Source organism: Hyphobacterium sp. CCMP332, from assembly GCA_014323545.1.
Taxonomy (GTDB): Bacteria; Bacteroidota; Bacteroidia; order Cytophagales; family CCMP332; genus CCMP332.
On the sequence record CP058647.1, the window covers coordinates 388,150 to 413,481 of the forward strand.

The 25,332-nt window shown below is 39.3% G+C and carries 13 protein-coding genes; 5 read left to right on the forward strand and 8 right to left on the reverse strand.

Annotation, left to right across the window (positions count from 1 at the left end; all coding sequences use genetic code 11):
* Window positions 1–54: 54 nt before the first annotated feature.
* From HZR84_01695 to HZR84_01730, 8 genes are all read right to left on the reverse strand, one after another.
* A complete protein-coding gene (locus HZR84_01695) occupies window positions 55–909 on the reverse strand; it encodes a DUF2911 domain-containing protein (GenBank protein QNL20713.1) in 855 nt (284 codons plus the stop codon).
* Window positions 910–1,237: 328 nt separating this feature from the next.
* Entirely contained in the window at window positions 1,238–1,582 is a 345-nt protein-coding gene (gene rplT / locus HZR84_01700) for a 50S ribosomal protein L20 (GenBank protein QNL20714.1), read from the reverse strand.
* A 67-nt stretch (window positions 1,583–1,649) separates the two neighbouring features.
* On the reverse strand, window positions 1,650–1,844 hold the full coding sequence (gene rpmI / locus HZR84_01705; protein ID QNL20715.1) for a 50S ribosomal protein L35: 195 nt from the start codon (window positions 1,842–1,844) through the stop codon (window positions 1,650–1,652).
* A gap of 5 nt (window positions 1,845–1,849) precedes the next feature.
* On the reverse strand, window positions 1,850–2,386 hold the full coding sequence (locus tag HZR84_01710) for a translation initiation factor IF-3 (protein QNL23159.1): 537 nt from the start codon (window positions 2,384–2,386) through the stop codon (window positions 1,850–1,852).
* A 98-nt stretch (window positions 2,387–2,484) separates the two neighbouring features.
* Window positions 2,485–4,437: a threonine--tRNA ligase gene (gene thrS, locus HZR84_01715; GenBank protein ID QNL20716.1), complete on the reverse strand. Its 1,953-nt coding sequence runs from the start codon at window positions 4,435–4,437 to the stop codon at window positions 2,485–2,487.
* A 3-nt stretch (window positions 4,438–4,440) separates the two neighbouring features.
* A complete protein-coding gene (locus HZR84_01720) occupies window positions 4,441–5,505 on the reverse strand; it encodes a tetratricopeptide repeat protein (GenBank protein QNL20717.1) in 1,065 nt (354 codons plus the stop codon).
* 52 nt (window positions 5,506–5,557) lie between these two features.
* Window positions 5,558–8,041 carry a carboxypeptidase-like regulatory domain-containing protein gene (locus tag HZR84_01725; GenBank protein QNL20718.1) on the reverse strand — a complete coding sequence of 828 codons (2,484 nt, stop codon included), beginning with the start codon at window positions 8,039–8,041 and terminating at the stop codon, window positions 5,558–5,560.
* A 45-nt stretch (window positions 8,042–8,086) separates the two neighbouring features.
* On the reverse strand, window positions 8,087–8,689 hold the full coding sequence (locus HZR84_01730; GenBank protein QNL20719.1) for a YdcF family protein: 603 nt from the start codon (window positions 8,687–8,689) through the stop codon (window positions 8,087–8,089).
* Between the two features lie 74 nt (window positions 8,690–8,763).
* On the opposite strand from HZR84_01730, the gene pepE reads away from it, so the two are divergent.
* From pepE to HZR84_01755, 5 genes are all read left to right on the forward strand, one after another.
* Window positions 8,764–9,459 carry a dipeptidase PepE gene (gene pepE / locus HZR84_01735; GenBank protein ID QNL20720.1) on the forward strand — a complete coding sequence of 232 codons (696 nt, stop codon included), beginning with the start codon at window positions 8,764–8,766 and terminating at the stop codon, window positions 9,457–9,459.
* A gap of 17 nt (window positions 9,460–9,476) precedes the next feature.
* Window positions 9,477–9,866, forward strand: a complete 390-nt coding sequence (locus HZR84_01740; GenBank protein ID QNL20721.1) for a hypothetical protein — start codon at window positions 9,477–9,479, stop codon at window positions 9,864–9,866.
* Window positions 9,867–9,967: 101 nt separating this feature from the next.
* Window positions 9,968–14,482, forward strand: coding sequence for a T9SS type A sorting domain-containing protein (locus HZR84_01745; GenBank protein QNL20722.1), 4,515 nt, complete (start codon window positions 9,968–9,970; stop codon window positions 14,480–14,482).
* Between the two features lie 168 nt (window positions 14,483–14,650).
* The gene (locus tag HZR84_01750; protein QNL20723.1) at window positions 14,651–20,098 is read left to right on the forward strand and encodes a T9SS type A sorting domain-containing protein; all 5,448 of its coding nucleotides are present in this window, start codon (window positions 14,651–14,653) and stop codon (window positions 20,096–20,098) included.
* A 191-nt stretch (window positions 20,099–20,289) separates the two neighbouring features.
* Window positions 20,290–25,227 carry a PKD domain-containing protein gene (locus HZR84_01755; GenBank protein QNL20724.1) on the forward strand — a complete coding sequence of 1,646 codons (4,938 nt, stop codon included), beginning with the start codon at window positions 20,290–20,292 and terminating at the stop codon, window positions 25,225–25,227.
* Window positions 25,228–25,332: the final 105 nt, after the last annotated feature.

Below are 25,332 nucleotides of genomic sequence, written 5' to 3' on the forward strand. Positions count from 1 at the left end.
AAAAAGCACTGCCAATTGACAGTGCCTTCAATTCAATTTGGATGATTGAATTTATTATTTCTTTTTCCACATGGCGATGGATTCTTCGTTCATTTTGACATATGAATCGTTTTTTGCTTCTGTAGCCCATACTGTACTTTGCTCTGCTGACTTAATGGCTTCTTTGTATTTACCAAGGTCCGCCTGTATCAAAGCTTTTCTTCTCGCCACCCAAAATGGTTTTGAACCTTCTGCTGTATATTTTTCAATGGCTGTATTAACGTATCCCAGGGCAACATTTAAATCCTTACCAGACTCATGATAATAAGTTGCAGCTCTGTAATAAGGAGTGCCACCCGGGTTTAAAGTTCTATCGATCATTTTCGTGATTTTTTCATCAACCGGCGCCAGTACTTCAAAGCTCACCCTGGTGTTTTCCCATGAAAGATCGATTGTTGAACGGTCCATTTTATTATTGGAAATATCTATGGTAAAAGTTTCGACCATATCCTCTAAGCTGCTCGGCTTTACAGTGAATCTCATTAAATCTTCATCTGTTGTATAGCTGTCACCACCTGTTCCACCATAGCTTATGTTCTTATGAATGATAATTGTCCATTCTTCTTTTCCGGGAATGGTATAGAGCGCGTAAGTTCCTGCAGGTACATTTTGATCATTGATTTGAACCTCATCACCAAAAGTAATTTTAGTTGACATGTTGGCTCCGGTACGCCACATTTCTCCATACGGTACAAGGTCGCCAAATATCTTGCGATCTTTTACTCCGGGTCTGGAATATACGATGGTAGTTTCCGTCAATCCGATATCCTGAGAAATCGTTGCGGTTGGACTTGGCATTGGGGTTTCAATTTGAGCAAAGATTGATGCACTGATTAATAAACTTAGTACTAGTGCTGATAATTTTTTCATTGTTATTGGTTTAGTTTATTGAATTTCGAAATTATAAAATTTTAGTTCAACAGGAAGAATTTGAACATTTTGTAACGTTATTTTTTATTCCCCCGTATATTATAATAGGTTCATTGCTAAAAATATTAATGAAATGAGCTTTGATCCTTTATAAATACAATAATTTTTTTTCTTTTGCGTAAACCTAACATCATGTTTAAGAATCCCATCCTAAAAAGAAATATAATCTGGATCCTATTGGCGGTTCAGTTTATCATTTACTGGAAAATATTTATATAAAAAAACCCATCCGTTTGGCGAATGGGTTTCAATTAAGTCTCAATATATATTACTTCAGAGACTTCACAATTTCTGCAAATGCTTCAGGATTATTCATCGCCAAATCAGCTAAGGATTTGCGATTGATTTCCATATCAGATTTAGATAATTTACCCATAAACTCTGAATATGAAAGGCCGTTTTCTCTGGCTCCCGCATTAATTCTCTGAATCCATAATTTTCTGAATTCTCTTTTCTTTTGTTTTCTGTCGCGGTATGCATATTGCATTCCTTTTTCAACTGCATTCTTAGCAACAGTGTGAACATTTTTGCGTCTGCCAAAATAACCTTTGGCCGCTTTTAGTACTTTTTTTCTTCTGGCTTTTGCAGCCACTGAATTTACCGATCTAGGCATTATTAATAAATTTTCGACGGCTGGCGCTCAATACAAGACTTAGTACCAGACATCAGTGAAACAATAATTAAATGTTTAACATATCCTTCACCTGTTGCTCGTTAGTTGGGTGAACAAGTGTTGAATGCGTTAATTTTAACTTTCTTTTTTTGCTCTTTTTCGTCAAAATATGACTTTTAAAAGCGTGCTTACGCTTAATTTTTCCGGTTCCGGTTACCTTAAACCTTTTTTTTGCGCTCGATTTTGTTTTAACCTTAGGCATTTGCTCTATTTTTTCTTTTTAACAGTTGTTGGTGTCAACAAAACTGACATCCTTTTTCCTTCTAGTTTTGGAAGCTGTTCTACCTTGGCCACATCTTCCAAATCCTGAATTAATTTCAATAACAATAATTCTCCCCGTTCTTTGAATACAATTGTTCGACCAACGAAATGTACATAGGCCTTAACTTTTGCTCCATCCTCGAGGAATTTTCTTGCATGCTTCGCTTTAAAATCAAAATCGTGGTCGTCCGTGTTGGGTCCAAAGCGAATTTCCTTTTGAACAACCTTATGTTGTTTTGATTTAAGCTCTTTCTGCTTCTTTTTCTGTTCGTACTTAAACTTAGAATAATCCGTTACCTTGCACACAGGAGGATCTGCTTTTGGAGAAATCTCCACCAAATCCAACCCCTGTTCTTCAGCAATCTGAATTGCTTTTAGAATCGGGTATACTCCAACTTCAACATTGTCACCTACAACTCTAACTTGCGGTGTTGTAATCTTGTCATTTACTCTGTAAGGCTCTTTTTCCGGGCCCCGGTAAATCCTTCTTTTCGGTCTCTTAATACTATTCTAAGTTTTTAGTTTTGAAAAACAGGCTGCAAATATCGCTTATTCTAAATTCTTAAAAAAATTTCTGGCTATTATTTTAATTCAATTGATGATTGTACAGCTTTTTGAAAAAATGAAATAAAGTCATCCGGATTCATTTGTCCTATATCTCCTTCTCCATGCCTGCGAATTGATACTTTATTTCCATTGGCTTCTTTTTCGCCAATAATAAGCATAAAGGGAATTTTTAAAATCTCTGCATCACGGATTTTTTTACCAATTTTTTCATCACGATGATCTACAAAACCTGAAATATCATTGGCTTCAAACTTTAGCATTAATTCATCGCAATGCTCTTTAAATCGTTCTGACAGTGGTAGAATAGCAACCTGATCCGGAGCCAGCCAGAGCGGGAAATCGCCACCACAATTTTCAATCAATAAGGCCACGAATCGTTCCATTGAACCAAAAGGAGCTCTGTGAATCATGACCGGCTGGTGTTTTTGATTATCGGCTCCGATGTACTCAAGTTCAAATCTTGCCGGTAAATTATAATCCACTTGTATGGTTCCTAATTGCCATTGTCGCCCAAGCACATCCTTAACCATAAAATCAAGTTTAGGACCGTAAAAAGCTGCTTCACCTAAAACCGTCACTGTTTCTAGCTTTTTTTCCTCACTGGCTTCTACTATGGCTTTTTCAGCGATTTCCCATACCGCGTCATCGCCGATATACTTTGACTTATTTTCCGGATCGCGAAGGGAAATCTGCGAGGTAAATTTTTCAAATCCAAGTGCCTTGAAAACATAAAGTACCAGATCTATGACCTTTTTAAATTCGTCTTTTACCTGCTCCGGTGTGCAAAATAAATGCGCATCATCTTGTGTAAAACCTCTTACCCTTGTGAGTCCATGCAATTCACCGCTTTGTTCATAACGGTAAACTGTACCGAATTCAGCCAATCGAAGTGGAAGATCTTTATACGACCTCGGCCTGCTTTTGTAAATCTCGCAGTGATGTGGGCAATTCATGGGTTTCAGCAAAAACTCTTCACCCTCATGTGGCGTTTGAATTGGTTGAAAAGAATCTTCCCCGTATTTTTCATAATGTCCCGAGGTTATATACAGGTTTTTATGACCAATGTGTGGGGTCACAACCGGATCATAGCCTGCCTTTACCTGTGCTTTTTTAAGGAAATTTTCAAGTCTTTCCCTCAACCTCGCGCCCTTTGGTAACCAAAGTGGCAATCCCATTCCCACTTTTTCGGAAAAAGTAAATAATTCCAGTTCTTTTCCCAGTTTACGGTGATCTCTTTGTTTTGCGAGTTCTAAGAGCTCGAGATATTCACTCAACTCCTTTTGCTTGGGAAAGGTAATACCGTAAATCCTTGTCAGTTGTTTTCTTTTCTCATCCCCTCTCCAGTAAGCTCCGGCGGTATTCAAAAGTTTAATGGCTTTAATCAGACCCGTATTTGGAATATGAGGCCCGCGACACAAATCTGTGAAATTGCCCTGATGGTAAAAAGTGATTTCGCCATCTTCCAGACCATCGATTAATTCAATTTTATATTCGTCGCCTTTTTCTTTAAAATAAGATAAAGCATCTGATTTAGGGATTTCCCGTCTTTCAAATTCATTTTTTTGCCGGGCCAACTCGGTCATTTTGGCTTCCAGTTTTGGAAAGTCATCTGAAGAAAACTCACGTTCGCCAAAATCAATATCGTAGTAAAACCCATTTTCAATAGGTGGACCAATTCCAAACTTAACACCGGGATAAAGTGCTTCGACGGCTTCCGCTAAAAGGTGAGCTGAAGAATGCCAAAATGTTTCCTTGCCTTCCTGATCATTCCAGGTAAGAATTTGCACTTCTGCATCTTCATTAATAGCTCTGTGGATTTCACGCACATTGCCATTTACTTTAATTGAAAGTGCGTTTCTTGCAAGCCCTTCGCTGATATCACTTGCGATTTCAAATCCTGTGCTGCCTTTAGGATAGGCTTTTTTTTCTCCGTTGGGAAGCGTAATAAATATTTGCTTTGATGACATTAATTAAGAGGATTGTCGTTCGAAATCAATTTTCTGTTGTACACGATCTTTAGCAGCTTTTAAGCTCTGATTTTCGGGTTCTTTTTCTAAGGCTTTTTTAAAAGCATCAAGCGCTTCAAGGTGGTATCCAAGTTTTTCTAAACAGTAACCCAAATACGCATGTGCGCGTTCTACATCTTCCTTGAATTTAGTGGCTCTGGTCATAAACTCTATTGTTTCTTCGCAGTTTTCTTCTGCGAAGCTCAATACCCCCATATTGTAATGGCCAAGATAAAATGTGCTGTCTACCCGGGTAGACATTGCAAAATAAAATTTTGCTGAATCAGGCATGCCCATATCCAGCATTGTTACACCCATATTATAGTGAAGAAAAGGATCCTTGGTACTCATTCTCAGCCCTGTTTTTAAATATTCAATGGCCATTTCCGGTTGCCTCATGGCATTGTATACGCTAGCCATAACATTAAATATATCGGTATCATCCGGCACCTGTTCTATGGCCAATTCCAAAAACTTAATTCCTTTTATCGTATCACCCAGCTCTAAATAAATAAGACCTTTTATAAAAAAAGTTTCTGTATGAAATGGTGCAAGATCTTCCGCCAGGTCGAGGTAGTGAATAGAGGCCCCATAATCTTGTGAGATAAAGTACAGTTTTCCCAGATACGAGTAAAAATCAGGGGATTTTATAAATCTATTCTCTGCATTCTTTGCAGCTAGAAAAGCTTCCCCAATTCGCTGGAGCCCTTTATAGGCTTTGGATTGTGTGAAATAATAATATTCATTGGTAGAATCGAGCTGTATGGCTCTACTCGCATCAGCAAGAGCGGAATCATAATTTTCCAGCTCCAGATATAGTTTAGCCCGGTTGTCGTAATTTCTGGCAATGTTCGGTGTTTCTTCTATTTGTTCAGAGACAATAGAAATTTGCATTCGTTTGTACTCCGGAGAGTTAATTGAAATATCCGTATCTATTAATTTCTTTCTTTCTTTTTTCTTTTCACCACTACAGGCAAACAGAAAAATGAGAATTGCAAAAAGGTAAGAAAGAGATTTAATATTATTCATTGGCTTAATTAAGTTTCAAAATTAGACTAAGGATTACAATATTCAAATGCGATTATAGAATGAATTGTAAGGACATTTTAACACCAAATTTTGGTGAACCGGGATAGAGATAAGTAATTCTGTGGAATGCGTCCACTCTTAAAAATTTGAAAATATTTTCTATTCCATAACCCAATTCTACGTAGGGTTCGCGCTGATTTAGCCCAAGAGGAGGCGCAACAAAGTTTTGATTTTCATCAAAATCTGAAATTATATTGATATTGTTTTGACCCAGGCTTCCAAATAATACATTGGCCTGTGCGAGCATTCGCCATTTTAGCTTCGAAATTAAAGGAACTCTGTTGAGAATATTTCCCTCGAAAAAATGGATCCATCTCAATGATACCCATTCGTCACTTACATATTCAAATCGATTCATTAGATTGAAGGCTGCTGAAGTATAAAAAACAGAATTGGCATTTCCCAAGTGCGCATTGAGTAGTGGATATGGAAGTGTAGAATAGATTTTACCAAAATTAAGATCATACCTTGACAACCCCCAAAATCCCATTTTGAATTTTTTTTCAATTCTCATTTCCATTTTATCATAATCAAAATCTCCATCAAGGGTATTTTTTAATCCTCTGGTATAGCGTAGGGTAAATATTGGCCATCGCGGAGAGCCAAGACTTATTCTTTCATTGTCATTAAGTATAAATTTTTCATTTCTGGTTATTCTGACAAAACCTTCCAATTCTGTTGTTCTGAATCGCCTGGAATTCAATTGCCCATAACCAAAACCATAACTGGAGTGAGGCTCGAAGGTTTGAGTCTTTATTTTGACTCCGGCTGTAATTCCACTAAACAGATCTGATTTGGCAGATAATTCATTGATTTCACTATAGAATGGCCTTCTTAGGTTACCCCAAAATGTTGAGGCGTAAAACAGGTTATTATTTTCCAAGCGTTCGGGATCAACGCTTACCTGAAAAAGATCATAGGTTCTGGAAATTGAAAATTTCGTCCAGTGCTGTTTGGATACCAGGTAATCCACCCTGGCCCCGTATTTAAATACACCATCACCGCTTCCATAAGCACCGTAACCACTCAATGTCCAATGATCGCTAAAAAGATAGTTTGTTTTAAAACCCAGTCTGAATCGGCTGTTTTCGATGTTGTTAAAAGAAAATGTATATATGTGCGGGCCTATTTCCAGTGGTCCAAAATCCTTGTAACCATTCACAAGTATATCAATGATTTCGACATAAGTTTTTACAACCGGTAAGTCATTAATAGAATCGATCATATTGTAGACATATTGCTCCGCATCGCTTAATGAGTCATGCCTTATTTGGGTCCAGTAGGCATCATCATCGTCGTCAAATTCTTCTGAGAGCGTCAAATACTGATCATAAAAACTAGTCTCTTTTGGTTCATTGACAATGATATTTTCATTTGAGGTATAAAATTTTGCTAAAAAACCCGCCCATTGATCATCGAGATTCGCAACGCGAATTATCACCCTGTTTTTTGTTGGCAAATAAGCTCCTGCGGTAGTTTCTGTTAACTCCTGCTGTATGGTAATCGCTTCTACATAATTAAGATTGGCATTTTTTGTAATGCTGAGATCGACCTGTTTTAATGCGTAATTTTCCTTTGAAACCCAAATAGATCCATAAAAGGCCAGATCAGTTTTCACTTTTGGATCCACATCCAGCTTGTAACAAAATTCACCATTGATATATGAGCTGTCTGAAAGCAAAAAATAGTAAAACGTTTTCCAACTATTCGATATGGGTGAGACAAATTGTTTATTTAAAATGGTGAGGTAATTCTGATAGAAATTGTATTCCTGAAAAGTAGATCCTATCAATTGAGAAACAAGGCTGGCATCTTCCAATCCCACACCTTTAAACCTGGTTTTTTTTATAATTTCTCTTCTTTTTTCCGGATCTCTTTTAAAATAAAAGTCTGAAACGGATTCTGATAGAAATAAAGGCAATACAGGCTCGCCATCTTCTCCTGCCATGGCTTCCAGGCTATCAAAGAGGTCTACTACTTTTTGAAATATCTTGCGATTCTTAAATTTTTCGGAGATATTATTTATATCTACTTCAATTTTATTATAACTCTCATACTGATAGGCTTCGAGGCTTCTTTTATCGTATTTATCTTTATTTTCAATCACTTTTCTCATGATCGGAAAAGCAGGGTTTTCACCGGGATGAATAATTACCTCATCCAATTGAACCAAAGATTCACTCAATTGAAAGTCGATAGTTTGAACAGAAATTTTCTCGAGTGCTTTAATCCTCGAAACATAACCAATGTACGTGGCCTTTATTGAGTCCTGTGCATTTTGGGCTTTTAAAGTATAATATCCTTCAAAATCTGTAGTGGTACCAATACTCGATCCAGGAAAAAACACATTAACAAAGGGCAAACCCTCACCTGTTTTAGCATCCGTAATTTTTCCTTTTACAATAAATTGTCCATATGAGTAATCCGAGAGGCCGATTATCAGAAAAAAGAATATAAATAGTTTACACTTCGACATACTACCCGGCAAGGCTTTATTTAATTTGAAAGGGCAAAGAAAGCATTAAGCATTAAAAAGGTAAAATTCCCACAGCGCTTTAACCCTCGCAAATACTTCGCGGACCAGTGGTTTGTTGGTGATATCTGCAGAAACTTCTTCAGCCGGATATACCATCGCATTGATATTCAATTGTTTACAAATAAGAAGTGTGCGATATGCATGAAACGTTTGAGTAATTATTATTAAAGAATCTTTCTTATAGTGTTGAGAATAATTTTTCAAGGATTCAAATGTATTGTCTCCATGTGAATCGATTATAAAATTTAATGAATCTATTCCCAATTCAGAAAGCGACAATTTCATATCTCTTGGTTCATTGTAATAAACAGAGGGATTTGAACCGCTTAAAATTAAAAACTTAGGACTTGATTTTTCCATTAAATCTTTGACTGCCATCATTCTGTTTTTATAATACAGGTTTTCGGAACCAGAGGCAAATTTCTTGGAGGTTCCCAATACCATTGCATAATAGTGATCCGGAAGTTTTTGCCCGGCATTTAAAATACCTTTTCGCGTACTGAAAATAACAATGACATTTGCTATCAAAATGATAAAAAATGCCATTACTGAAATAAATACAAGATATCGGAAAAACCGTACTAACATTATAAAATTTCACATCATAGGTAATACATGATAAAAAACTTGTAATTCATCCTCATAGTTCAGATTTTCACCCAATGACTAAAAGACTTCTATTACTAAGCAATTCATCCTTACCGGACCAAAACTACCTCGAATTCGCATTAGATACAATTTCCGATTTTATGGGTGAAACAAAGAAAGCCGTTTTCATCCCATTTGCCGGTGTTACTTTTACATACGAAGAATATGAAAACAAAGTAAATGAAGCCTTAAACAAAATAGGGATAGTCGTACAAAGTATCCATCATTTTGATGATCCGGTAAAGGCCATTCGTGAAGCCCATGGAATAATAGTTGGAGGAGGGAATACATTTCGACTTCTTGAAAGGTGTTACCATTTTAATATTCTGGAGGAAATAAGAAATAAAGTAACTAATGGGATCCCCTATATAGGCTGGAGTGCCGGGTCTAATCTTGCAGGACCTACTATTTGCACAACCAATGATATGCCAATCATAGAACCCGAAAAATTTAAAGCATTAAACCTTATTGATTATCAGATTAATCCCCATTATACCAACGCTCTACCGGCCGGGCATAAAGGGGAAACAAGAGACCAAAGATTGGAAGAATATATCACCATAAATAAAGAAGCCACTGTTCTGGCTATACCTGAAGGCACTTATCTTGTCCACGATCAAGATGGCCTTAGATACAAAGGGAAAAAGGAAGGTTTTAAATTTAAATATGGAAGTTCAAAAACTTCATTTGCTGATAATCAGACCTTTTGAAATTTAATTTCATCTATGTGGATAAATTTTTGAGTTATGCACATGGATTTTTTTTTACACTGCGTATTATTGATTCGTTATTATCGAATGCATTGGAAAAACTAACAATTAAAAGTATTGATCTTAATCCCATGAATATTCAATCCGAATGGCACGGATTAAAAGATGTGATATTGTCTACTCCTTTAAACGACCTTTTTGCAGACCATTTAAAATTAAAGGTGTTTGTTGCCAATTTTTTTGAATATTTCCGGGAATACGATGTCTTAAAAGAATGCTCAACAGAAGAGTATCAGGCCATTCTGTACTATATCGCGCTAAACAATAAGGAACAGAGTCAAACCATAAAAGGTGAGGAATTAAAAATGGTGATCCGTATCCTATCTAAATTGAGAGAAGAAGTTTAGCTCTTCAAAAAAACCATTATAATATTTATGATAATACTTAAGGTATTAATTGAATTATACCATTTTTTTTTGGTGCTTTAAGCTTGGAAAAAAATATAATAATGAGAAACTCTACCAAATCATATAATTTCGGCAAATTCTGGCTCTTAAGCTTATCGCTGGTATTATTTTTACCCCTTTCAATTTTTGCTCAATTAACAGTAACCACAGTACCTCCTCTGAATGGAGGAAATGGATCGCAGGGAACTACATTTGAGCTATCCGCAAATACTTCTGTCTTAATTACAGAGTTTGGCCAATCTAATGCATCGGTACAAAATCTGGATGTTTGGTACAGACCCGGAGGTGTATTAGCCACAGGAGCAACACAACCAAATATTTCTACGGCCGGTGGATGGACATTAATTGGTACAGGTACCTGCCCTGCAGGTGGAACTGGATTCGTAAATCCAATTGCTCTACCTATTAACCTTTTAATTCCGGCTGGTCAGACCTACGGATTTTATATAGGCGGTACCAGTGTAATATATTCCAACCCATCCGGACAAACTACTTTTACCGATGGTAACCTCGTCATCACTTGCGATGCCAGTTCTGGTTTTGGTGGTGGTATTCCGGTTCCTGTTAATAATCCGAGACAATGGAATGGAAGTGTAACTTATATTCCAGTGACTGGAAATAATAGTATAGGAATAGCCAGCTTAGATAGTCCTCAGGCAGCATGTCCGGGCATTCAAAATGCTGTTGTAACTGTAGGAAATTACGGTTCAAATCAGGTGACTAGTTTTGATGTGGACTGGGAATTGGACGGCGTCGCTCAGCCTCAAATAAATGTGTCAACATTACTAGATACACTTAACGGTACTGGTTCTAATACAACACAGGTCGTTCTGGGTTCTATTAATCTTGTAAACAATCAAACTTATAACATCAAAGCATGGACCAGTAATCCAAATGGCGCCAACGATACAACGAATTTTGATGACACTATAAATGTCAATTATACATCTACTATTCCGACTCCTGCCTCATTATTGGCTTCAAATCTGGGACCTACCAGTGCTGACCTTAGCTGGATAGGAGGTTCCGGTGGCTCATTTCAAATTGAATACGGACCCCTTGGTTTTACACCCGGATCAGGTACTAGCATTAATACCACAAACAATCCATATGCCTTAAGCGGATTGACTGCTAATACAATGTATGATTTTTACGTGAGATCGATTTGTGGCCCCGGTGATACCTCGGCCTACGCAGGACCTTTATCCTTTACAACCACTTGTACCATATTTTCAACACCTTATTCTGAGAATTTTGATGGTGCGGCCTGGGTTACAACTTTTCCTTTGGCCATCGACCAATGTTGGTCAAGAAATCCAAATGGAACTGCTGCACCTGTCTGGCAACCTGAAGATGCCAATACCAGTTCTTCTAATACCGGACCTCTGGGTGATGTAAGCGGAACAGGTAAATATATTTATATGGAAACAAGTGGTGGGACTGCTGGTCAGATGGCAGATATAACATCCCCGCTTATCGATATCAGTTCTTTAACAACTCCTGAAGTTTCATTTTATTACCACATGTTCGGAGTAACTATGGGCACTCTGGATTTGGAAGTCAATGATAATGGAACCTGGGTTAACCTGTTTACCATTTCAGGTCAACAACAAGCGACGTCAGCTGATCCATGGATTAAAGTAAGCGTTCCTTTTACAACGGTTTCAGATACTGTACAATTTAGATTTACAGGAACCAGAGGAACTAGTTTTACCGGTGATATGTCTGTTGATGAATTTAGAGTAAGACAGGCTCCAACCTGTCCGGATTTATCCAATTTTGGTGAAACTAACATCCTACCAAATTCTGCAACCTTGTTTTGGTCATCCTTTGGTGGTGGAAACAATTTCCAGGTTGAACTTGGTGCCGCAGGATTTACACAAGGTACAGGAACAATCACGGCAGCAACCGATACCTTTGTGACGGTAAGCGGTTTAAGTGCCAACACTAATTACGACTGGTATGTAAGAGAAATATGTACTCCTGGTGATACCAGTGCATGGTCAATCCGCAGTGATTTCTTAACCCCTTGTGCGATTTTCCCTAATCCTTATCAGGAGGATTTTGATGGTCCGGGCTGGAGTGCAATTTTCCCGCTTACCATTGATCAATGTTGGTCAAGAACACCAACAACCGGATTCCTATGGCAACCTGAAGATGCCAATACAGGTTCATTCGGAACCGGGCCGAGCGGTGACGTAGATGGGACCGGAAAATACGTATACTCGGAAGCTAGTTTTGGAACAACGGGAAATATTGCTGAGCTCTATTCTCCGCTAATTGATATCAGCAACCTTTCTGCTCCACAAATTGAATTCTATTATCACATGTTTGGCTCTAATATCGGAACATTGGATGTAGAGGTATCTGATAATGGCTTATGGGTTAACATCTTTACATTGTCAGGACAACAACAACTGGCAGAAACTGATCCATGGACTCAGGTAAATGTTCCTTTTACAACAACTGATGATACCGTTCAATTCAGATTTCTTGCTACACGAGGTGCAGGACTTGCCGGTGATATTTCTTTGGATCAATTCAGAGTTTTTCAACCCATACCGGAGGATTTCAGTGCTATAGCTATTGATTCCATTACCAGTGGTTGTGGATTGAGCAGTACAGAAACAATGGCTGCAAGGTTAGTAAATTTAGGAACAGCAACTTTCAACACAGGCTTTACTTTCCCAATTGCCGCAAGTGTTAATGGAGTGGTGACTACTGAAACAGTAACCCTTTCAGCTGCATTTGCCCCTGGTGATACTTTGGCATATACCTTTACGGCACCTTTTGATTTCAGTTCATTTGGTTCATATAATGTAAGCATCTATCCGCAATTGCCGGGTGATTCTTCAAATGTAAACGATACGATCTCTGAGATCATCACCAATATTCCTGTAATTTCGACCTTCCCTTATTATGAGGATTTTGAATCAGGAAACGGAGGCTGGCTTGCAAGCGGAACAAACAGCTCCTGGGCACTGGGTACACCTGCCACTACAAATATTAGCGGAGCATCCTCAGGTGTAAATGCCTGGAACACCAATTTAACAGGAGTTTACAATGCCAATGAAGAAGCCTATGTGACAGGTCCATGTTTTGATTTCAGCAACTTGACACTCCCATTAATAAAAGTGGATGTGAATTGGAATTCTGAATTTTCATGGGACGGTGCCCAGGTACAGGCTTCTACAAATGGTGGAACTACCTGGCAACCGGTTGGTGCTTTTGGAGATCCCGATAACTGGTATACCGATAATACTGTCAATGGTTTAGCATTCACAAATCAGGAAGGCTGGACAGGAAGACAATCAACAGGAAATGGCTCTAATGGCTGGTTAACTGCTGAAAACAACCTAACCACCTTTGCAGGAAATTCAGGTGTATTAATGCGTGTGGTATTTGGTTCGGATGGAAGTGTTCAGGATGAAGGTTTTGCCTTTGATAACTTCCATATTTTGGAATCTCCAAATAATGACATCAAAGTGGATTCCTTAATTGGGCTTCAGTCGGGATGTGGTTATACTGCCAATACCCCTATCTCCATGAGAGTTACCAATAAGGGAATTTTACCGCAGTCAAATATTCCGGTATTCTATACGGTAAATGGAACACCATCTCCTACTGAAACAATTCCGGGACCAATCAATCCGGGGTCGACCTTTGTTTACAACTTTACGAACAATGCAGACCTTTCGGTGCCGCAGACTTATACGGTTATAGGTCGCTCAGCTTTGGCAAATGATGAAGATACTACCAATGATGCTTCAAGTGCCAAAATATTTGCTTCGCTCTTTACGCCGGTCGTAGATAGTGTAGCTAATGGCGAAACCTGCGAAAGTGGACCTGTTACTTTAGAAGTATTCTCTACCGGAGATACCGACAGATGGTTTGATGTTCCTTCAGGTGGTACTGCACTTGGAACTGGAAGTACCTATACCCTTCCAAATGTCACTCAGGATGATACGCTTTATGTGGAATCAGTACAAAGTACGACAGGTTGTAATTCTGCTACTGTTAGTGGAAGAGTTCCTGCATATGCTTTCCACAGTACCACACCTGTAATCAACTTTACATCTCAGGTAACCGGAAGCCTAACTGTAACCTTTACTTCCTCATTAAGTCCGAATGTGGATTCGGTACTTTGGGATTTTGGTGATGGTAGTTTTGCCACGGCTGCTAATCCTCAGCATACATTCCCTCAGTCGCAATCGTATTTGATTACACTAACAGCCTATGCCGGATCATGTCTGGAAGATACAACGAAAGCTGTTTTTGTGCCGGTGGGTGGAATTAATGACAATGCATATACGAATCTCAATGTCTTCCCGAATCCTTCAGACGGAAGTTTCAGGATTTCCGCTGAAAACATAAGCGGAGAAGTTAATATTGAGATATTGTCAATTACCGGAACAGTGGTTTACAGTGAAAAGGCTCAAGCGATGGGTGAAGAATTGAATCACGATATTCGATTAAATAAGCTTGCGCAGGGCACATACATTCTGAAAATAAGAAATGACAAAACTTTGATCAATGGAAGAATTGTCATTGAATAAATAAATTCAAATTTATTTTTAAAGAGCCAATCTTCGGATTGGCTTTTTTTTTGATAAATAGTTCTATTGATAAATTAAAGGAAAGGAAATTGCCCTCCAAACGATGATGAAACCTATAAATTGAATAATAGAATTTTTTTTAATTCTTTTAATGTTGCAAAATATAATATGATGAGAAATTTTACTCCTTTTTACCGATTCTTTTCAATTCTAATTTTATCCATTCTTACTTCATTTATTCAGGTCTTAGGGCAGAATTATGATGTTACTCTACCTCAACAATGCAATCCAACTACCGGTGGAAATGAAACTTTGATTTTTTCAAATGTTCCGCCCAATGCAAATGGAGATGCCACATTAACATTTGCCTATAATGGAGATTTAAATGGAACGCCGACAAATCCTGAGTTTATAACTTTTATAGATGAAAACGGAAATACCATTGGCCAATCAAATGCGACCGCACAATGTGGCGCTAATTACGATTCGGTTTCATTCATCATTCCTTTGGCCACAATTCTCAACTGGGCTTCAGATGGTACTGTTACTATAATTGCAGATGGCGATGCTACAATTAATAATATTTGTTCAGGAAATTCATTTTGCGTAATTGCAAGGCTTCGATATCCTGTAGTAACCGGACCGAATGATATTGGCGTTGCCTCCCTGGACTCTCCCGGTACTTTTTTCTGTTCCGGTAATTATAATTTGGTGACTACTGTTCAAAACTATGGTACCAATCAGGTAAATAATTACACAGTCAACTGGACCTGGAATGGAACCCCTGAAACTCCTATTTTAGTAACCACACCTTTAGATACCATCAATGGAATGGGAGCCAATTCAGCTCAAATTACGCTTGGCAATAAATCAATCTCAGGAACTAATGTATTAAAAGTCTGGACTTCTGTTCCAAATGGCGTGGCCGATACAGTAAATGTTAATGATACCTTGGAGCTTACATTAAGCCCTTCAATTCAAGCTCCAGCCAACTTATTTGCATCCAATGTTTTATCTAATTCAGCTCAATTAAACTGGACGGAAATTGGTTCTTCAAGCCAGTGGGAAATCGAATACGGGCCCAGCGGATTTGTGCTGGGAAGTGGGAGCTCTATTGTTACTTCTAGCAATCCATTTTCTCTTACCGGGCTTAGTTCAAATACCTCTTATGACTATTATGTAAGATCTATTTGCGGTGCCGGAGATACATCATCTTTTACCGGACCTGCTAACTTTACTACTACCTGTACTATTTTTCCAAATCCATATTTTGAAGATTTCGACAATGGTAACTGGCCGGTTGGAGGTGCAACGATTGATCAGTGTTGGTCGAGAAACCCAACGGTAGGCTACTCCTGGAGAGGAAATACCGGCACAACCTCTTCCACAGCTACAGGACCAACCGGTGATGTCAACGGTCCGGGAACTTACGTTTATCCGGAAGCATCGAGTGGTTCGGTTGGTGCAACCTCAACATTAACAACACCTCCTGTAGATGTTAGTAATTTAACCGCTCCTCAGTTGGACTTTAATTATCACAGATTTGGAAATGGAATGGGCGATTTCCATGTAATTGTTAATGGTGTAAGTACAACAGACACCGTATTAACATTGGTTGGCGTTGATCCAAACTATACTTCAATTAACGATCCATGGACTTTTATTTCTGTACCATTGACCAATTTTGCCAATGACACAATTACAATATCTTTTGTCAGTTCGATAGGTTCAACAGGATCTTCTTTTAATGCAGACATGTGTTTGGATGAAATCAGAATTTATCAACCAATACCGGAAGATTTTTCCGTCATTGCCATTGATTCTCCTTTGACTGGATGTGCATTGACAGCCAATGAAACGCTATCAGCGAGAATAATCAATTTTGGTAGCGCCACGTTTAACAGTGGCTTTACTTTCCCAATTGAAGCGGATATAAACGGACTGATTACTACCGAAACTATCACACTTGGATCAACATTTGCACCTGGGGATACTTTGAGCTATACATTTAGCACGCCTATTGATTTAAGTACAAGCGGTGGATACAATTTCAAAGTGTACACACAATTACCCGGAGATTCTTCCAATACGAATGATACCGCTTTTGCTCTAATCACAAATATTCCAACAATCGTGAATTATCCTTATTCTGAAGATTTTGATTCTGGCCCCGGTGGATGGACTACAACAGGTACAAATCCATGGCAATTGGGTGCTCCGGCTGGTAGTGTAATAAATACCGCGGCTTCTTCACCAAATGCCTGGATGACAAATCTCACAGGAGGATATCCAACCAATGATGTTTCTTTTGTCACCGGCCCTTGCTTCAATTTTGATTCACTGATTGTTCCTGAAGTTAACGTGAGTATTAACTGGAATACCAACTTTTCATGGGATGGTGTACAAATGCAATATTCTACAGATGCTGGAATGACCTGGAATAAAGTAAGTTCATTTGGCGATCCGAATTCTACGAACTGGTACAATGACAATACTGTTGATGGACTTCAAGCACAATTTGCTGATGGCGACGGCTGGAGTGGTAATGGTACTACAGGCTCAAACGGTTGGCTTGTGGCATCCGCAGATTTGTCAAATGTTGCGGGACAAAGTGATGTATTGTTTAGAATGGCATTTGCATCGAGTTTCTTAACCGGTTCTTTTGATGGTGTTGCCTTTGATAATTTCCAAATCGTTGAAACGGCATTACCTTTCAACCTGGAATTGATAGAAATATTATCTCCTGGATCTGGTTGTGGGCTTACTGCGACTGAAACAGTTCAAATTGAATATGCCAATGTTGGTTTAAACGCTGTAGCATCAGGAACTACTATTAACTTTAGCTATTTCCTAGATGGTGTTGCCACCAATGAAAATTTTGTTCTAACTGCAGATCTATTACCGGGCGATACTGCACTTTATACATTTACAGCCCCCGTTGATTTATCCGTGCCGGCTACCTATCAATTTGGTGCCAAAGCGACCTTTTCTCTAGATCAGAATCCTTTAAACGATTCACTTGGATTCGCTTTGGTTAGTATTCCGATAATAAGCAATTTTCCCTATTCAGAAAACTTTGATTCTGGACCAGGTGGATGGTTGTCCAGCGGTAATTCAACCTGGGCACTTGGTGCTCCTGCAGGACCGATAATTAATGCTCCGGCTTCAGCTCCTAACTCCTGGGTAACTAATTTGACAGGGCCATATATCAATAACGAAGACGGAGTTGTTACCGGACCGTGTTTTGCATTTGACTCATTGATCGCACCTGAAGTTTCTGTAGATGTGTGGTGGGATTCGGAAACAAGTTTTGACGGTATGCAAATGCAGTATTCATTAGATGGCGGATTCACATGGCAAAAAGTAAGTTTCCTTGGTGATCCGAATTCAACAAACTGGTATAATGGTACGTTTTTCGGTCTCCAAAATGCAGGTTCAGACCCTGAAGGTTGGGGAGGTAGGTTTGGTAATGAATCCGGAGGATGGTTAACAGCAACTGCTGATCTTTCATCGCTTAGCGGACAACCCGATGCTCTGTTCAGAATGCAGTTTGGATCGGATGGATCAGTAACCGGTGAAGGAGTTGCCTTTGATAATTTCCAATTAGTTGAAACAGCTTTGCCTTTCAATGTCGAGTTAATCGATATTATTTCACCTGTCTCAGGCTGTGGACTTTCTGCTACGGACACTGTGATCTTAGAATATGCCAATATTGGTCTAAATACCATAACAACCGGTACTACTTTGAATTTCACTTATTACTTAAATGGAGTGGCAACCAACGAAAATCTGGTCTTGGCATCTGATTTGTTCCCGGGTGATACAGCTTTCTATACATTTACAAGTACGGTGGATTTATCCGTACCTGCCACATATGCCTTTGGAGCGGTCGCTACATTTAGTGCCGATCAAAATCCATTGGATGATTCACTTGGGCTTGATATAATAAGTATTCCTGTAATAACAACATTTCCTTATTACGAAGATTTCGAATCAGGTAATGGTGGCTGGACTTCAGGTGGAACCAATAGTTCATGGGCTCTTGGAACGCCCGCCACTGCGAATATAAGTGGAGCTTCATCGGGTGTTAATGCCTGGAATACCAATTTAACCGGTGTTTATAATGCCAATGAAGAAGCATTTGTATTAGGACCATGTTTCGATTTTAGCAGTTTAACTCTGCCATTAATTAAAATTGACGTCAACTGGAATTCCGAATTTTCCTGGGATGGAGCGCAGGTTCAGGCTTCGACCAATGCCGGCGCAACATGGACTCCGGTCGGAGCATTTGGTGATCCGGACAACTGGTATACTGACAATACCGTCAATGGACTGTCTTTCACAAATCAGGAAGGCTGGACTGGAAGAGCAATAAGCAATAATGGCTCTAATGGCTGGTTAACGGCTGAAAATAATCTTACAAGTTATGCCGGAAATTCAGGTGTATTAATGCGCGTGGTATTTGGGTCCGATGCAAGTGTTCAGGATGAAGGTTTTGCATTTGACAACTTCCATATACTCGAGTCACCTAATAATGATATCAAAGTGGATTCATTAATTGGACTTCAGTCGGGATGCGGTTATACGGCCAATACCCCTATCTCAATGAGAATAACCAATAAGGGAATTTTACCACAGTCTAATATTCCGGTATTTTATACTGTAAATGGAACACCTTCACCAATGGAAACGATTCCGGGACCAATTAATCCGGGTTCTACCTTTGTTTACAATTTTACGAATAACGCAGACTTGTCCGTACCGCAAACTTATACGGTTATTGGTAGGTCAGCATTGGCAAATGATGAAGACACAACCAATGATGCTTCAAGTGCCAAAATATTCGCTTCGCTCTTTACACCGGTTGTAGACAGTGTGGCTAATGGAGAGACTTGTGAAAGCGGGCCGGTCACATTGGAAGTATTTTCTACCGGTGATACCGACAGATGGTTTGACGTACCGATAGGAGGAAGTCCTTTAGGAACTGGAAGTACTTATACTCTTCCTAATGTAACTCAGGATGATACGCTCTATGTGGAATCATTACAAAGCACTACTGGATGTAATTCAGTAACCCTTAGTGGTAGAATACCTGTTTATGCTTTCCACAGCACAACTCCAATAATCAATTTTACTTCACAGGTCACCGGAAGTTTGACCATTACCTTTTCATCTTCACTAAGTCCGAATGTGGATTCTGTACTTTGGGATTTTGGAGATGGTACTTTTGCTACCGCTGCTAATCCTCAGCATACTTTCCCTCAATCGCAATCGTATTTGATTACATTGACGGCTTATGCAGGTTCTTGTATTAAAGATACGACCAAGGCCGTGTTTGTACCTGTAGGTGGAATTAATGACAATGCATATACGAATCTCAATGTCTTCCCGAATCCTTCAGACGGAACATTTAGGATTTCTGCTGAAAATATAAACGGAGAAGTTAATATTGAAATATTGTCAATGACAGGGACAGTGGTTTATAGTGAAAAGGCGCAAGCGATGGGTGATAAATTGAATCACGACATTCGATTAAACAAACTAGCGCAGGGCACATATATACTGAAAATCAGAAATGACAAAACTATGATCAACGGAAGAATTGTCATTGAATAATTGAAAAAATCTTACATGATTTAAAGCCAATCTTCGGATTGGCTTTTTTTATATTCAATCTAAATTACTCAGATATCGACCGCTTATATTAAAATATCGACCGTTTATTTCGTGAATTGTAACTGTTTTCCTTACTTTAGCTGTTCGATCATTTTTTATTTGAAACTTTTCTTTAATTAAATACACTTATTATGACAATACTTCGACAAAATCGATGGCGTGGTTGGGCTTCTTATGGCAAAATTTTTGCAATAGCCTTGCTGACGCTTTTATCCACCATTGTAGTGCAGGCGCAATATAATGCCACACAAAGTGGAGCATCTGCAGGTAATCCTGGAGGCACAAATACAGACAGTGACTTCTCAACAACGGGTTGGACTGAAGTTCTACCTCCATCCATATCAACTAATCAGTGGTCTGCTGCATTTCCTCTTACATTTGCATTTGATTTTGCAGGAACGCCTGTAACTCATTTTAAAGCATCTGGTAATGGTCTTGTAACATTTGACACATCTGCAACGGGTGTTCCGGCAAATACTCCGGAAGCACTTCCTTCGGATTCTTTGCCAAATAATACAATTGCCAGTTATTGGGCTCCTTTTACTGGATTTGCACCAACTGGTACTAATGACAGAGTTTATTGGAAAGAATTTGGAACCGCTCCAAATCGTCAATTTTGGATTAGATGGCATTCATATGAATGGGGTCCTGGAGGAGCATTTTTTTATAATGCGGTTGTCCTTGAGGAAACTTCAAATAAAATTTACTGTATGGAAATGTACGGTGGAACTGGTGTTACTGGAACTTCAGTTGGCGTTCAGGTCAATAATACTACGGGTGTAGATGGCTCCAGTTCATGGAACCTTCAAGGATTAGGTTCAGGTAATACTGATAATCAATATTGGCAATTTGCACCACCCCTGGCAAATGATTTAGCAACTACTGCGATTCTTTCACCTGTCAATGGTTGTGTAGGAGCTAGTGAAACAGGAACTGTTGAAATCTCAAATTTTGGAACAAGTTCTATTGATTTCTCAGTTAATAATACTCCGGTTACTTTAAGCGTCGATACAAATGGTTCTTTGTACACATCCATTTCTACAACATTAACAACGGGTACTTTAGCATCAGGAGCAACTATGATGGTGAACATTCCTGGGACAATCGACATGAGTGGAGCAAACACATATGATTTCACTGCAAGTGCAGTGATGCCTGGAGACCAAGATGCAAGTAATGATGTCTTAACTGGTTATTCAATTACAAATTCTCCAAATTTTGCACTTCCTCAAGTATTGGATTTTGATGCCTGGACAGGAAGTAATGCCACACTTCCAGCTGGATGGACAGAAGCGAGAGGACCTGCACAAGGACCTCCAACAGGCACTGCATCAGATTGGTTTTCAACGAATACTACTCAGGCTGCTTTCCTTGGATCTGAAGCTGCTACTATAAATATATTTAGTAATGCAAATCCGGGAGAATGGATTTCAGGACCAAAATTCACAACGGTTTCCGGAAATGAAGTTGTAGCAATCAAAACAGCTGTAATGGCTTGGTCTGGTGGCGGAACTACCAATCCTAGTCTTATGGGTTCTGATGATACCGTTAGTATTATGATATCTACAGATTGTGGAGCCTCTTATTCTTCTATTAAAGATTTTACGAGAGCTGATTCTTCGATTCTTACCGGATCATTTTCATTTAATCAATATCCTATAGGTGTAACGGCTGGTAATGAAGTATTAGTTGGAATTTATGCCACTTCTGGTATTACTGCTGACGCTGAAGATTTTTATTTCTATATGGATGATTTAATTATTGGTCAGCCTATAACCTGTCCTGCTCCATCTGGTTTGGCAAGTACGGGTATTGGATTTTCAACTGTTGATCTTACCTGGAATAGCAATGGAACTGGAACAGCATGGGAAGTAGAATATGGTGCTCCAGGTTATACAGCGGGTACAGGAGGTACTTCTTCGTTTGTATCTTCAACTTCTCCAACTATTTCCGGACTTTCAGCTGCAACCGGTTATGATATTTATGTGAGAGAAATTTGTGGATCAAATGATTCATCTTTTTGGGTAGGACCACTTTCTATATTTACAAATTGTGCGCCTTTCACAGCTCCATTTGTTGATAGTATCGCAGGGCCAAACTGGGCTGAACCAAGTACAATTGATCCTTGTTGGTCTGCGCAAAGTACAAGTACGTATGTGTGGTTACCAGAAAGTGGAACAACTACTTCAGGAAGCACCGGACCTAGTGCGGATGCTGACGGTTCTGGTTTATATGCCTATACTGAAGCTACTTCAGGTGGTGCAGGAGATGTAGCTGAGCTTTATACTCCATTCATTGATGTTAGTGGTTTAAGTGCTGCTGAATTAACATTTAAATATCATATGTATGGTGCCACCATGGGTACTCTGGCCGTTGATGTGAATAACAATGGTACTTGGATTAATGATGTATTCAATGTTAGTGGACAACAACAAGCGGCAAGTGCTGATCCTTGGTTAAGTGCAAGTGTGATTCTGGCCTGTGTTGGTGTAACAAGTGACACAGTTCAATTCAGATTCAGAGGAATCAGAGGAACAAGTTTTACAGGAGATATGGCAATTGATGAAATCAGGGTTGAAAATCTTGCAGCAGGTGTTTGTCCTGATCCGGCATTATTTACTTCAACTTCTGTTGGAACCACCAATGCATCATTCTCATTCACTTCTTGCGGACCTGGAACTTCATTCATTTTAGAATATGGAGCACCGGGATATACTGCAGGTACTGGAACAGGTGTGGCTGGAACCGGTTCCCCGGCATCTATTAGTGGCTTATTGCCTGCTACTTCCTATGACGTGTATCTGAGAGAGGTTTGTGCGCCTGGTGATTCATCCAACTGGGTTGGACCTGTCTCTATTCAAACACCTTGTTTGACTTACTCAGCACCTTTATCCGAAAGTTTTGATAGTACTAGCGTTTGGACAGCAGCGAATGTTGATCCTTGCTGGTCTAAAATTCCAACAGGTTCTTCCGGCTTTTCATGGAGAGCGGATGCCAATGGAACTTCATCTACTGCTACGGGTCCTGCAGACGACGTAAGTGGTGGTGGACAGTACATGTATACTGAGGCGAGTTCGCCTGCTGGTGTAGGAGATACAGCTTGGTTGTTGACACCATTTATCGATATGAGCGGAATGACTTTGCCTCAAGCAAATTTCTGGTACCATATGTATGGTTCAGACATGGGAAGTATGCATTTTGAATGGCAGGATAGTGCCACTGGTGTTTGGACTAATTTATGGTCACAAGCTGGTGCAGTTCAAACCACAAATGCAGATCCATTTATTGAAAATAATATTGTGTTAGCGCCAGGACTTGGAACTATTCGATTCCGTTGGGTAGGTGTCTATGGAAGTGGTTTTAATGGCGATATGGCAATTGATGAATTCTCGATCACCGAAGCACCTACTTGTCCTAAGCCAAGTGCATTATTGATTAATTCTGTGACAACCATGACGGCTGACATATCATGGACTTCTAATGCGAGCGGTTCTACTTGGGAAATCCAGTATGATACTGCAGGATTTGTACCGGGAACAGGTATTTTCCAATCGAGCACAGATACTTTTGCAACAATCTCCGGATTAATGCAAAGCACTGGATACGATGTATACGTTAGAGAAATTTGTGGTGCAGGAGATACATCAACTTGGTTATCCGGTAGTTTCAACACAACTATTGGTAATCCTTCGTTATGTGGTATTAATCAATTGTTACCTGATGGAAATGGACCAAACTGGTTTGAAATTCCAATAGATGCATCCAATGCTTCAGGAGCTAATCTTGGTGCAGATGTATTTGTTAGCGCGGTTCACCTGATATTAGATCATACTTATACCAGTGATGTCGTAATGGAATTAGTATCACCTGCTGGTGACACTGTTTTATTATTTGACGGACATGGCGGAAGCGGTGATCATTTTGGTTTGAACAATGGCGCTTGTGATACGGTATTGACATTCACAGATACAGCAAGTACGCCGATTAGTGCTGGAACAACACCATTTATTGGACCTTATGCACCTGATAGTGCATTATCCGGATTCAATTCTGGTTCTCCTGCCGGCACCTGGATTCTGAGATATCAGGATAATTTCGGTGCAGATCAGGGTACGCTACAGTACATTGAAATTGAGTTTGGTGTTGGAAATGATGTGCCATGTAACGCCGCCGAACTGGTAGTTGGTGCCGCACCTGCTTCGTTTACCAATGAAGGTACAGGATTTGATGCTGCCGAACCTACAGGTTCATGTTGGACAGATGGTTCAGGTGGAACATCCGGTGTCCTGGATAATACGGTTTGGATGTATTTTGTAGCGCCTGTAAATGCCGCTTACTTCGTAACAACCAACTTCCCAGGTACTCCAAATGATGATACACAAATAGCAGCCTATCTTGCAAGTAATGGTTGTGGAGACTATGCAGGTTACACTGAAATCGGTTGTGGTGAGGATATCGATGCCACTAACTGGTTATCTGAAATGACTACTTCAGCTGTAACAGCGGGAGATACAGTTTATGTTCAGGTTGATGGATGGGCAGCAACTGTTGGTCAGTTTGATATTCAGGTATCACAGGTTGCACCTCCTTCTGCCGGATTTACATATTCTGCAACAAACCAAACTGTAGCATTTACTGATACTTCTTCAGGTAATCCTACAAGCTGGAGTTGGGATTTCGGTGATGGAAATACAAGTACATCTCAAAATCCAAGTCATACCTATGCTTCCGGTGGAACGTACACTGTATGTTTAACAGCAAGCAATGCCAGTGGTAGTGATACAACTTGTGAGTCAGTAATGGTAATTTCAGGATTGAACAACAGACTTGAGCAGTTTGCGAAAGTTTATCCAAACCCTGCAAAAGATCGTCTTGTGATCGAAGTAAAGAGCGAATCACTTAAAGGTTATCAAATTGTAGATATGATGGGTCGTACAATTCTAACTTCAAATGAGAATATAGTTGGAACCAAGGAGATCAATGTCTCTGATCTGGCTTCAGGAAACTATATTATGAAACTCAACTTTGGAGATGAAATTGCATTACATAAATTCATAATACAGCGTTAAACAATTTTAATTATTGATTAGATGAAAAGCCATTCCTTCGGGAATGGCTTTTTTTATTTGTTAGACCTTGTTATTTGATAATCAGGATAAAACATTATTTTTAAT